This window comes from Microbacterium sp. NPDC055903 (assembly GCF_053615555.1).
The window spans coordinates 1,247,252-1,259,565 of the sequence record NZ_JBSHCA010000001.1 but is presented as its reverse complement, the minus strand read 5'-3'; the positions used below and the strand labels follow the sequence as shown (position 1 = coordinate 1,259,565).

Here is a 12,314-nt window from a genome sequence, read left to right as displayed (position 1 = left end):
AGCGTGAGGAGTTCCCCGGGCGTGAGGAGTCCCCCGAGCCCGAGGAGTCTCCTGGGGGTGGGGAGTTCCCTGAGCTTGTCGAAGGGAGCGGTTCGCACGCTTCGACAGGCTCAGCGAGCTTTGGGAGGAACGTTCCGCGCGCTTCGACGGGCTCAGCGAGCTCTGGGGGGAACGCCGCGAGCGATGCCCTCCGTACGGTCGCGATCATTCCGGCGCGGGGCGGGTCGAAGGGCGTGCCCCGCAAGAACGTCCGCCGGGTCGGGGGCGTCCCCCTCGTCGAGCGCGCCGTTCGCTCGGCCGCGGCGGCGACGGCGGTGGACCTCGTCGTGGTCTCCACCGACGACGACGAGATCGCCGGGGTGGCTTCGGCAGCGGGCGCGAGGGTCATCCGGCGTCCGGCCGAGCTCTCCGGCGACACGGCCTCCTCCGAGAGTGCCGTGCTGCACGCCCTGGACGAGTTGGAGCGCGACGGCCTGCCTCCCGGGATCGTCGTCTTCGTCCAGGCCACCAGCCCGTTCGTCCCCGCTGCCGGCATCGACGAGGCGGTGCGGATGCTGCGCAGCGGAGACCACGACAGCGTGTTCTCCGCGCACGAGACCTACGGCTTCCTCTGGCGACGCGACGCCGACGGCGCGGCCGAGGCCATCAACCACGACGCGACCCGCCGTCCGCGACGGCAGGACCGTGAGCCGCACTACCTCGAGACGGGCGCGTTCTACGCGTTCCCGGCATCCGGCTTTCGCGCCGCAGGGCACCGGTTCTTCGGCAGGGTGGGGATCGTCGAGGTGCCGGAGTGGACCGCGGTCGAGATCGACGACGCGCAGCACCTCGATGTGGCATCCGCCCTCTCCGGGCTTGTCGGCGAGGCGGAGCCGATCGCGGTGCGGGCGGTGGTCACCGATTTCGACGGTGTGCACACCGATGACACCGCGCTGATCGACAGTGAAGGACGCGAGCTCGTGCGGGTGAGCAGGGAGGACGGGATGGGGGTCTCGCGACTGCGTCGCGCAGGCATCCCGATGCTGATCCTGTCGACCGAGACGAACCCTGTCGTGGCCGCTCGGGGGAGCAAGCTCCGGGTTCCCGTGCTGCAGGGGATCGACGACAAGGCGCGCGCGCTCGCCGAATGGGCGGCCGAAGAAGGCATCGCGCTCGGCGACATCGCGTACCTCGGCAACGACGTGAACGACCTCGGCGCGATGAGCGTGGTCGGCTGGCCGGTCGCGGTGGCCGACGCGCATCCGCTCGTCCGTGCGCAGGCACGCATCGTGCTGACCCGCGACGGCGGTGACGGCGCCGTGCGCGAGCTCATCGAGCGCGTGCTGGCGCAGGCCTGACCCCGGTCACGATTCGGGTGGCCTCCGTGAGCGCGAGCCACCGGTTCTGTGACCAGAGGCGGCGGATGCGACAGCATCCCGACCACCAGGGGTAACCACGCGGTCGCGCGCTGTTCACCCGTGCCGCGTACCAAGGAGAGACCGGGGGTTCCACGACTGGAGGAAGCATGACCGTCAGCATCGGATCGCGCGTCATCGGAGGCGGCAGGCCCGTCTACGTGATCGCGGAGATCGGCCTGAACCACAACGGCGACGTCGAGCTGGCCAAGCGCCTCATCGACGTCGCGGCGCACAGCGGCGCCGACGCCGTGAAGTTCCAGAAGCGCACGCCGGAGATCGCCACGCCGGAGCACATGCGCGACATCCCGCGCGAGACGCCGTGGGGAACGATGAGCTACCTCGACTACCGTCGCCGCGTGGAGTTCGGACGGGATGAGTACATCGAGATCGGCGACTACGCGACCATGCGGGGTCTGGACTGGTTCGCCTCGCCCTGGGACGTCCCGAGCGTGGAGCTCCTCGAGGACCTGAACGTCGTCGCGCACAAGGTCGCCTCCGCGAGCCTGACCGACACCGAGCTGCTGCTCGCCCTGCGTGAGACCGGGAAACCGGTGATCCTCTCCACGGGTATGTCCACGCTCGAGCAGATCGACAGGGCGCTGGACACCCTCGGCACCGACCGCGTTGTGCTCATGCACGCCACCTCGACCTACCCGATGGAACCGGAGGAGGCGAACCTCCGGGTCATCGCCTCGCTGCGCGACCGCTACCCCGGTGTGCCGGTCGGATACTCGGGCCACGAGCGAGGCCTGCAGATCTCGCTCGCCGCCGTCGCCCTCGGCGCGGTCGCGATCGAGCGCCACATCACGCTCGATCGCACCATGTGGGGGTCGGACCATGCCGCCTCGCTCGAGCCCGGCGGGCTCGACCACCTCGTGCGCGACATCCGCGTCATCGAGACGGCGCTGGGCGACGGCATCAAGCGCGTGTTCCCCGGGGAGCTCGCGCCGATGGCGAAGCTGCGTCGCGTCCCGGCATGAGCGCAGCGCTGCGGGTCGTCGCCATCGCCGACGCGGACTCCTTCGTGAAGTGGTCGGCGAACCTGCTCGACGCCGTGCCCGACATCAGGGCGCACATGCTCATCGTGCGGACGCCGCTGACCGTGAGCGCAGGGCAGGAGGTCGCCGCGCTCGCCGGTACCAGGTTCGGGGAGGATGCCGTCACGCGGCTCGGCGCCGATGAGCTGGCTGGCTGGCTGGGTGGACACCAGCCGGATGCCGTGGTGCTGGCCGGACGAGGACCGTTCGTGCGCCTCGTCGCCCGGGTCATCGACCGGCTCGCGCAGCGGCCGGTGGTGATCAGCGGTCTGCCCGGCATGGCGATCCCCGCGCAGCGTGGTGCCTTGGAGTACCGCCGGGAGTCGGATCTGCTCGTCGTGCACTCCCGCAGGGAGCAGCGCGCCTTCGCCGAGCTGGGCCGCAGGACCGGCGTCGACGTGCCGATCGCCCTGGCGACGCTGCCCTTCGCGGAGGCCGGGGAGCGGCTGGCGGCCCGTTCGCTGAGCTCGTCTCCCCGCGCGCTGAGCTCGTCTCCCCGCGCGCTGAGCCTGTCGAAGCGTGCGGCGGGTTCCCTTCGACAAGCTCAGGGAACGGCTGGGGCTCAGGGAACGGCTGGGGCTCAGGGAACGGATCGTACGAGCTCGCTGAGCCTGTCGAAGCGTGCGGTGCGTGCCGAGCATCCCGCCGCCGTCGCACTCGCCGAGCGCCCCGAGTCGGAGGATCTCCTGCGCCCCTGCGCGACGGACATCGTGTTCGCCTCCCAGGCGCTCGTCCCTGGGAGCCGCGCCGACAGGGCGGCCCTCGCCGGCATCCTGCTCAGCGCGGCAGAGGCCGATCCGAGCCGCCGCGTGGTGATCAAGCTGCGCTCGCGCCCGGGTGAGCACGAGACGCACCTCGAGCGGGACGCCTACGCCGATCTCCTCCCGACCCGCCCTGGCAACCTGGTGTTCTCGCACGCGCCGATGGCGGTCGCGCTCGAACGTGCCCAGGGTCTCGTCACCGTCAGCTCGACGGCCGCCGTCGAGGCGGTGGCGCGCGGCATCCCGGTGATCGCGCTCGACACCTTCGGCGTGCACAAGGAGCTGCTCAACACGGTCTTCGTCGGCAGCGGGCTGCTCGGCGGCGCCGAGGAGGTCGTCGGTCGACGGTTCCGGCATCCGCATCCCGACTGGCTGCGCGACAACTACTTCCATCCCGCCGCCGAGACCGACTGGTGGGAGCGGGCGCGCGAGCTCATCGCCGCCCGCCGCGCCGGGCTGCTCAGCCCGCGTGTCGTGCCGTCCGGCCGCGGGGGAGCGCTGCGCGCTGCGTGGCACCGCAAGAGCGTGCTCGGATCGGAGGACCGCACTCTCTCCGGTGCGGTCGCTCTCGGCATCGGTGCACCGCTCGTGAACGCGATGCTCGCGGTGCGTCGTTCGAGCGGGCGCGCGGGCGAGGACACCTGGGCCGACCCCACGACGGACTTCACGCTGGAGCCGACGCCGCTGCGCGACTCGATCCGCCGCTGAGGCCGCGTCCGAGAAGTCCGTCCGCAACCCGTTCGGAGGAGATCGTCCGCTACGGAGGAGGCTTCGGTGGAGTCGGCTCCTCCCATGCGAGCGATCTCCTCCGGTGCGGGGGGGCAGGGCAGGGATGCGGTGCGGGGATGCCGCGGGCCCGCGACCAGGTCGCTCGGGCCGTGTCAGATGGTGGTCGCGCTGGATGAGCGCACGAAGAGCTCGGGCTGGAACACCAGGTGCGAGGCCGGTTCACCCGTGCGGCGGCCGGACTGCATCTGCGCGAGGAGCAGGTCGAAGGCGGCTTCGCCGTACCCCGCGCGCGTCGCGCGCACCGAGGAGAGCGGGATCACGGATGCGGCGGCGAAGGGCACGTCGTCGTAGCCCACCACCGCGACGTCTTCGGGCACGCGAACAGAGCCCTCGGCCACGAGCGCCTGCATGACGCCCATGGCGAGGAGGTCGTTCACGGCGAAGACGGCATCCGGTCGCTCGGAGGCGGGGCGTGCGGCGAGCATCCGTCCAATGCGCACACCGTCCTCGAGCGACCGGTTCGGCGTATCGATGACCTCGACGGTGCTCGTCAGGGCCGGGCGCATGGCCTCCTGAAGGCCTGCGAATCGGTCGGCGACCTGGCGGATGGCGAATGGCCCGCCGATGAAGGCGATGCGGCGACGGCCGGTGTCGAGCAAGTGTTCTCCGACCAGCTCGCCGCCCCGCACATCGTCCACCGTGACGGAGGGCTGATCCGCACCGCGCGCCTGGCGGCTCACGAGCACCGAGGGGATTCCTCGGCGACGGATCTCTGCGAGTTTGTCCTCGATGTCATGGCGCGCTGCGACGAGGATGCCCTGCACGCGTTGCTGCTCGAACATGTCGAGGTAGGAGATCTCCCGGTCCTCCGCTCCGTGCGAGCTCGCGATCAGAACGGAGTAGCCGATCTCCGAGGCGCGGCGCTCGACGCCCTCGGAGACCGCGCCGAAGTATGGCGTCGAGATCTCGGGCGCAAGATAACCGACCAGGGCGTTGCGGCCGTTGCGCAGCTGCCCGGCGGCGCTGTTGCGCACGAAGCCCAGCTCATCGATGGCGGCCTGGATGCGGGCGCGCTTCTCCTCCGACACCCGGTCAGGAGTGTTCAGGTAGTGCGAGACGGTCCCCAGGGAAACGCCGGCAGCGACGGCGACCTCCCGGACGCCGACTCTCTCGCGTCGAGGCGTGTCCACCCCGCTACGCTACCCCGCGCGGCGGACGGATCAGCTCAGCCAGATGCACCGAGTCATGCGCCAGCAGATCCACGGCCTGTGTGCGGCACGAGAGCCCGTCTGCGAGCACCACGGCCCCCGGGTCGGCCCGCACGCGGGGTGCGAGCGCGAGTTCCGCGACCGAGGCGGAGAGCTCGTAGTGACCGGCCTCCATGCCGAAGTTGCCTGCCATCCCGCAGCATCCGCTCAGCGTGTCGACCTCCGCGCCGCTGCGACGCAACAGCTCGGCGTCGGCGGCGAAACCCATCACCGCGTGCTGGTGGCAGTGCGGCTGGGCGATGACGCGCGTCCCGCTGAGATCGGGCGGCTGCCAGCTCGTCGCGTGCGGCGCGGACGGATCGGTCAGGAACTCCGCCAGCGTCCGGACGGCCGCGGCCGCTTGCCTGGCCCGAGGGTCGTCGGGCAGCAGCTCGACGACGTCCTTGCGCAGCACCGCCGTGCACGAGGGTTCCAGACCTATGATCGGGATGCCGTCGGCCAGCGTCGGTTCGAGCACGTCGAGGCCGGCTCTCAGACGACGACGTGCCCCGTCGAGCTGTCCCGTGGTGATCCAGGTGAGACCGCAGCACACACCGGGAGGGACGAGTCCCACGCGATAGCCGGCATCCTCGAGCACGGCGATGGCCGCCTCACCGACCTCGGGGGAGATGCGGTCGGTGAAGCTGTCGGCCCAGATCAGCACGTCGGGGCGCTCCGGGGCGGTCCTGGCCCGCCATCGGCGCTGGAGTGAGCGAGACGGGAGCCGTGGCAGCGAGCGGCGAGGGTCCGCCCCGATGAGGCTCATCAACAGCGCGCGGATGCCGGGGATGCGCTGAACAGCGTCGAGCGCCCACGGGGCGATGCCCGCGATGCGCAGCCACTGCGGCAGGCGTCCGAACGTGTAGTGACTCAGCGGCCTGATCCTTCCGTGATACTTCTGGTGCAGCACCTCCGACTTCACGGTGGCGATGTCGACCTCGGCCGGACAGTCCGATGAGCATGCCTTGCACGAGAGACAGAGATCGAGCGAGTCGGCGAGTGCGGGCGAACGGATGCCGTCGACCAGCGTGCCGTTGACGGCCTCCTGCAGCACCCGTGCGCGGGCCCTCGTGGTGTTGCGTTCCTCTCCGGTGGCGCGGAACGACGGGCACATGAAGCCCGCGGCGTTCGCCTGACTCGTCCGGCACTTGCCGACGCCGGTGCAACGATGTGCGGCTGCTCCCAGATCACCGCCGTCATGCGCGAATGCGAACCCGATGGCGGGCAGTGGACGTGCGCCGGGCAGTCGCAGGTCGGCTGCGATGGGGGCGGGGTCGACGACGATGCCGGGATTGAGGATGCCGTCGGGATCGAAGACGGCACGGAAGGCGGCGAAGGCGCGCAACGCGTCCGCAGAGTACATCTGCTGCAGCAGCTCGCCCCTGGCCCTGCCGTCGCCGTGCTCTCCGGACGGCGAGCCACCGCGTTCCAGCACGAGCTCCGCCGCGGCGGAGATGAACCGGGCGAAACCCTCGGGATCGTCGGCGATCGGGTAGTCGATACGGGTATGCACGCAGCCGTCGCCGAAGTGGCCGTAGCTGAGGCCGCTGACGCCGTGCGCGGCCTTCAGCGCGTCGAAGGCTCGAAGATAGTCGCCGAGGTGCTCCGGCGGCACGGATGCGTCCTCCCACCCGGCCCACGCCGGTGCTCCTTCGGCGGTGCGACCGGCGAGACCGACGCCGTCCGCCCTGATGCCCCACAGCCGTGTCGCGGCGGCACCGGCGGGGAGCACGGCCGTGTCGGCGGTGGATGCCGCCTCGGCGATCCGGCTCGCCGCAGCCACGGCCTCCGCCTGGTCTTCGCCGGCGGTCTCGACGAACAGCCACGCCCTGCCTTCCGGCAGGGGAGGGATGGCGCCACCGGCTCGCCGCACCACCTCGACGAGCTGGGCGTCGAGGCTCTCGATGGCGATCGGCGCGAGAGGCAGGAGGGCGGGCACGTCGTCGGCCGCGCTGGCGATGTCGCCGTAGCCGAGCACTGTCAGCGCGGTGGCGGTCGGCACCGGTACGAGCCGGAGCGTCGCCTCGAGGACGACGCCGCAGGCTCCTTCTGTGCCGACGAACGCCTTCGCCGCATCCCTGCCGTTCTCCGGCAGCAGATGCTCGAGACCGAACCCGGACCCTTGTCTGGCGTAGCGGCCGAACTCGGTGCGGATGGTGGCGAGATGCGCGTCGGTCACCCCGTCCAGCTCCGGGATGGCGCCGGTGGGGCCGAGCTCGCGGATGCGTCCCGTCCCGTCGACGATCCGCAAGGCGATGACGTTGTCGGATGTGCGGCCCCAGCGCATCGCCCTCGGGCCGCACGCGTTGTTGCCGATCATCCCGCCGATCGTGCACCGGGACTGCGACGAGGGGTCCGGGCCGAATCTGAGCCCGTGTGCAGCGGCGGCGTGTTGCAGATCGGCGAGCACGACACCGGCCTGCACCCGGGCAGTCCGCGCCTCCGGGTCGATCTCGATGACGCGGTCGAGTCCGCTGAGGTCGAGCACGAGTCCTGCGCCGATGGCATTGCCCGCGATCGACGTGCCTGCGCCCCTGGCGGTGACGGGCAAGCGATGCTCTCTGGCCACGCGTACCGCCGCGACGACATCGTCCGCATCCTGAGGGAAGACGACAGCCTCCGGTACGACTCGATAGTTGGAGGCGTCGCTGGAGTACTCGGCTCGTCGACGGATGCCGGTGTCGATGCGATCGCCGAGCGCGGCTCGCAGCTCCGGCAGCGCCGAGGTGACGATGCTCACGCTCGGATGCCGGTGCGCAGCACCGGCACGGATGCCAAGCCCGAGCGCACCCGATCGGCGGCGAGGTCGAAGTCCTGCATCCGGAATCGGCGCCCGAACGTCGCCGTGGTCGCCTCGGCATCCGCGACCACGTGCGGGTCCGCGGCGACGGCATTGCCGCCCGTATTGGACACCCTCAGCACGATGGTGTTCTCGCCGACGTGCAGCAATGCGCCGACGGCGAGTCGGTACGGCGTGCCCCAGACGACGCCTGCGAGCCGACCGTTCACGAACACCTCGGCGATCTCGCCGATCGGAGGGGCGATCGCGACGCGGAACGAGCGTCCGCGGATGCCGATCTCGTCGTGGTCGCCTGCGGCGTGCGGGATGCAGTGCCCGAGGTCGAGGACCAGGTCGGCGGGCGGCTGCTCATCGAACGCGATCACCGTGGCGTATTCGGCGCTTCCGGAGTAGTCCGCTCTCCCGTCGAGCTCCCACACGTGCGGCAGCTCGACGGGGACGGCATCGTCGTCGCCCAGGAATCGCACCGACCACGCCGGCAGCTCGATCCGCACGGCATTCGACCCCGTCGGCGACACCTCTGCCGCGCTCTCTGTCACGGCCACGGGTGTCGTGACGATCACCGTCGCTGCATAGGGTTCGAGATGCAGAGGGATGCCGGAGTCATCGGCCGCGATCGCTCGTGTCGTGCCCGTGGCGGCATCCCATCGGTGGGCGTCGCCGAAGGGCGTGCGCGTGCGAAGTCGGGTCAGGACCTCTTCGGCTCCGGTGTTGGCGACGAAGTACACCTCGACGTCGTCGATCGAACGGTGCACGATGCCGACGTCCTCCGCATCCGTCGCGGCGTCTGCACCGCCGAGGAGTTCGATGAGGCGCCCCGTGAGCGCCGTCTCGTCCTCGACGACGGTCGCACGGGGAACGTTCGCGGGAGCAGCGCCTATCGCGAGCACGATCCCGCCTTTGGCGATGCGCGCCGACAGACGCGCGGCGACCTGATCCGGCACGATCGATCCACGGGGGAGCACCAGCGCCCGGTACCGGTCGAGTGCGGGGAGGACCGCATCGTCGTCCCAGGCGTCGTAGTCGAAGCCGCCCTCGCGGAGGGCTCCGGTCAGCGCGTCGCCGACGAAGTCCTTCGTGGATCGCCAGAGGTTCAGCTCGCTCGGCTCGCCCGAGCGCAGCATCGCCCCCACGGCTCGGGGACTCGTGTACACGCCCACGTCGGCGATGTGACGGCCCTGCCGCATCAGCCACGACAGGCGGTGCAGGTACGCCATGAGGCCGGGGAGCGCCGGCGACCAGGGGTTTCGGGTGTCGAATGCTCCTGCCGCGTAGAGCATCCAGCCCTTGCCGGGCGCCGAGGACGGCGAATGCGGCCAGCCGTGACCGATGAACTGGTTGATCCCCGCGAGGATGTGCTCGTGCGCCTCGCCGCGCAGGTCCATCGGGCTGGCGCGGAACGACGGCGAGTGGATCCACGTCCAGGTCTCCGAGGAGACCACGTCGCGGTCGTAGAGATGGGCGGCGGAGGTGGCCCATCGAGTCTGGGTGAGCTCGCGCCATCCCCAGCCCTCGCCCTCGAAGGCATCCGCGAACCGGTAGCTGCTGATCCCTGCGGGCGGCTCGCCGTAGCCCTGGATGCGGAAGGCGACGCCGCGCTTCGCCGCCCAGGTGCGCAGCGGCACGACGAAGTTCTGCTCGTACAGCTCGGTGAGCACCGCGTAGTAGTCGGCGCGGAGGCCGCCGCCAGAGGAGGACCCGGTGTGCAGGTGATGAAGTTCGGGGAGCGGGTCGTAGCCGTGCTTCGCCAGGAACGCCTCGAGCACCTCCGGCGTCCAGTCGGCGGCATAGGCCTCGAGGCTGTCGCAGAAGACCGAGCCGAGCAGCTCGGCGGGGACGGCGTCGAGGAGGGGATCGCAGACGGCGGCGATGTGGGCCTCGGCGGCAGCCTTGTTGAAGTGGTCGAGCACCGGGCCCTCCGCGCCGACCGCGGCGCGCTTGACCTGCTGACCGGTGAGCCGCGCGGTGCACAGCAGGAGCAGGCGAGGGCCCTTGCCCTCGGGGATGCGCAGGATGTCGTTCACGACCGGGACGAAGGTGTACTCCTCCGGCGGCTCCTGTATCGAGCCGTCGCCGACGTAGGCGGCCACGAACCTGTCGCCCGGCCAGGCCGTCACCACGGGGATATCGGCGGCTGCGATGCCGATGTCCCTTCGGTCCCAGGAGAGTTTGCGCGCCGCGGTCTCGTCGGTGATGTGGTGGCCTCCGAACGACCAGCCGCTGCCGAGGGTGAGATCGAAGCGCATCCCGCGCTCGGCTGCCGCCTCCGCGGCGAAGCGCGCATCCGCCAGGAACGACGTGGAGAGGTAGCGGTCGGAGTCGTCGGAGAGCGGATAGACGACGGAGAGCTCGACTCCGCCGATCCCTGCGGCGCGCATGGCGTCGAGGTCCGCGAGCAGGTCCGCACGCTCCACACGCGGTCCGAACCACCACCAGCGCATCATCGGCCTGGCGTCGTCCGGAGGCGAGGCGAAGCCGGCGCTGAGTTCGGTGAGAGCGGTGTCTGGCATCGTCATGGTCATCCCTTGACTGCGCCGGAGGTCATGCCGGCGACGATCTGGCGGTTGAAGAACAGGTACAGCACGAGCGGGATGACAGTGATGATCAACACGGTCATGAAGAGGAGGTTGAAGCTGTTCAGCTCTTCGCTCTGGAAGTTGAACAGGGTGAGCTGCGCCGTCACGTTGTCGTCTCCTGGCAGGAAGTACAGCGGACCGGTGAAGTCGTTGAAGACGTGCACGACCTGGATCACGATGACGGTGACGACCACGGGCTTGAGCAGCGGAAGGATCACGCGGAAGAAGATCCGCAGGGGCCCCGCCCCGTCGATGAGCGCCGCTTCGTCCAGCTCGCGCGGGATCGTCGAGATGAACGCGCGGAACAGGATGATGCTGAAGGACAGGTTGAACGAGATCTCCATGAAGACCATGCCAGGCATGGTCTTGAACAGCCCCAGCATCTGGAGCACCCAGATCGTCGGGACGACGGCGGGCGGGATGATGAGACCGGACAGGACGAGGGCGTTCACCAGACCTGACCAGCGGGTGGGGCGTCTCTGCAGCACGTAGCCGACCATGGCGGCGAGGACGACGATCGCGGTGACGCTGAAGACCGTGAGGATCGTGCTGTTCCACAGCGCGCGGGGGAGCATGTGGTCCCTGGTCTGCAGGACCTCGACGAGGTTGTCCCAGAAGACCCACTGCGTGGGGAGCGTGAACTCCAGGAGCGAGGCCTCCTGCTGCGTCTTCGACGCGGTGAGCACGATGAAGACGAAGGGGATGACGAACACGATGACGGCGACGGCGATCGCCAGGATGCCGAGGGAGACCTGGCGGATGCGTGCGGCGTTCACTGCTGCACCTCCTTGCGGTTGAGCCAGCGATAGAGCGGGAAGACGATGACGGCGACGACGAGGAAGAGAACGACGTTGCCTGCGGTGGAGAGCCCGAAGAACCCGGACTGGTACTGCTTGAAGATCGCCGAGGCGACGACCTCGCTGGCGAAGCCGGGACCGCCTCCTGTCATCGCCCAGATGAGGTCGAAGGAGCGCAGCCCTCCGATGAGCGAGAGGGTTATGACGCTCGCCGTCGCCGGGCGGGCCAGCGGGAGCGTGATGTTCCAGAAGATGCGCAGGGCGCCTGCGCCATCGACGCGGGCCGCCTCGATGTACTCGGCAGGGATGGCGACGATCCCGGCGATGTAGATGAGGGTGGCCAGACCCACGCCCTTCCAGACGTCGACGAGCGCGACGGAGACGAGCGCGAGCGAGGGGTCGGTGAGCCAGCCAGGTCCGTCGATGCCGACGGAGGCGAGCGCTGTGTTCACGAGTCCGTTGAACGGATCCAGCAGCACCTCGAAGGTGACTCCGACTCCGATCGTCGACACCAGTACCGGGAAGAAGATGACCGATCGCAGGAATCCGCGCGCGATGATCTGCGAGGTGAGGAACACGGCGAGCACGAGGCCGAGGACGACCTTCAGCCCGCTCGTGATGACCGCGTACACGAAAGTGTTCGCGAAGCTCTGCAGCAGCATCGGCTCGCGGAAGAAGGTCACGAAGTTGTCCAGCCCGATGAACTCGATGTCGAAGAGCGACCATCGGGTGAGGCTGAAGTAGAAGGCGGCGATCGTCGGCAGGATGAAGAACAGCCCGTAGACGACCCCAGAGGGGACGTAGAACCAGCCGGGGTACGGCGAGCCGGCTCGGCGGCGGGTGCGCGTGGACACGGTGGACGCGGTGGTGGTCGGGGTCTTGGGTGGGGCTGTTGCGGTGGGCATCGGGACTCCTTCGTCGGTCGATCGGGGCGAGCGGACGGGGAGGCCCGGCGGGCGGGCCTCCCCGT

At 70.0% G+C, this 12,314-nt stretch carries 8 protein-coding genes; 3 read left to right on the top strand and 5 right to left on the bottom strand.

Going from position 1 to position 12,314, the window contains the following annotated elements:
- Positions 1–203: 203 nt before the first annotated feature.
- The 3 genes from ACWGJP_RS05745 (at position 204) to ACWGJP_RS05735 (ending at position 3,903) form a co-directional block, all read left to right on the top strand.
- A complete protein-coding gene (locus ACWGJP_RS05745; protein ID WP_452329499.1) occupies positions 204–1,337 on the top strand; it encodes a cytidylyltransferase domain-containing protein in 1,134 nt (377 codons plus the stop codon).
- Positions 1,338–1,504: 167 nt separating this feature from the next.
- The gene (locus tag ACWGJP_RS05740; protein WP_452328792.1) at positions 1,505–2,377 is read left to right on the top strand and encodes an N-acetylneuraminate synthase family protein; all 873 of its coding nucleotides are present in this window, start codon (positions 1,505–1,507) and stop codon (positions 2,375–2,377) included.
- Positions 2,374–3,903: a DUF6716 putative glycosyltransferase gene (locus ACWGJP_RS05735; protein ID WP_452328791.1), complete on the top strand. Its 1,530-nt coding sequence runs from the start codon at positions 2,374–2,376 to the stop codon at positions 3,901–3,903. Before ACWGJP_RS05740 ends, ACWGJP_RS05735 begins: the two co-directional genes overlap by 4 nt.
- Positions 3,904–4,076: 173 nt before the next feature.
- Here ACWGJP_RS05735 and ACWGJP_RS05730 read toward each other — a convergent pair whose 3' ends face one another.
- The 5 genes from ACWGJP_RS05730 to ACWGJP_RS05710 are packed head-to-tail and all read right to left on the bottom strand — an operon-like array spanning position 4,077 to position 12,249.
- The gene (locus ACWGJP_RS05730) at positions 4,077–5,114 is read right to left on the bottom strand and encodes a LacI family DNA-binding transcriptional regulator (RefSeq protein ID WP_452328790.1); all 1,038 of its coding nucleotides are present in this window, start codon (positions 5,112–5,114) and stop codon (positions 4,077–4,079) included.
- 4 nt (positions 5,115–5,118) lie between these two features.
- On the bottom strand, positions 5,119–7,911 hold the full coding sequence (locus ACWGJP_RS05725; protein WP_452328789.1) for an FAD-binding and (Fe-S)-binding domain-containing protein: 2,793 nt from the start codon (positions 7,909–7,911) through the stop codon (positions 5,119–5,121).
- Positions 7,908–10,487: a glycosyl hydrolase gene (locus tag ACWGJP_RS05720; protein WP_452328788.1), complete on the bottom strand. Its 2,580-nt coding sequence runs from the start codon at positions 10,485–10,487 to the stop codon at positions 7,908–7,910. The genes ACWGJP_RS05725 and ACWGJP_RS05720 overlap by 4 nt, the downstream gene beginning before the upstream one ends.
- A 2-nt stretch (positions 10,488–10,489) precedes the next feature.
- A complete protein-coding gene (locus tag ACWGJP_RS05715; protein ID WP_452328787.1) occupies positions 10,490–11,323 on the bottom strand; it encodes a carbohydrate ABC transporter permease in 834 nt (277 codons plus the stop codon).
- A complete protein-coding gene (locus ACWGJP_RS05710; RefSeq protein ID WP_452328786.1) occupies positions 11,320–12,249 on the bottom strand; it encodes a carbohydrate ABC transporter permease in 930 nt (309 codons plus the stop codon). Before ACWGJP_RS05710 ends, ACWGJP_RS05715 begins: the two co-directional genes overlap by 4 nt.
- Positions 12,250–12,314: the final 65 nt, after the last annotated feature.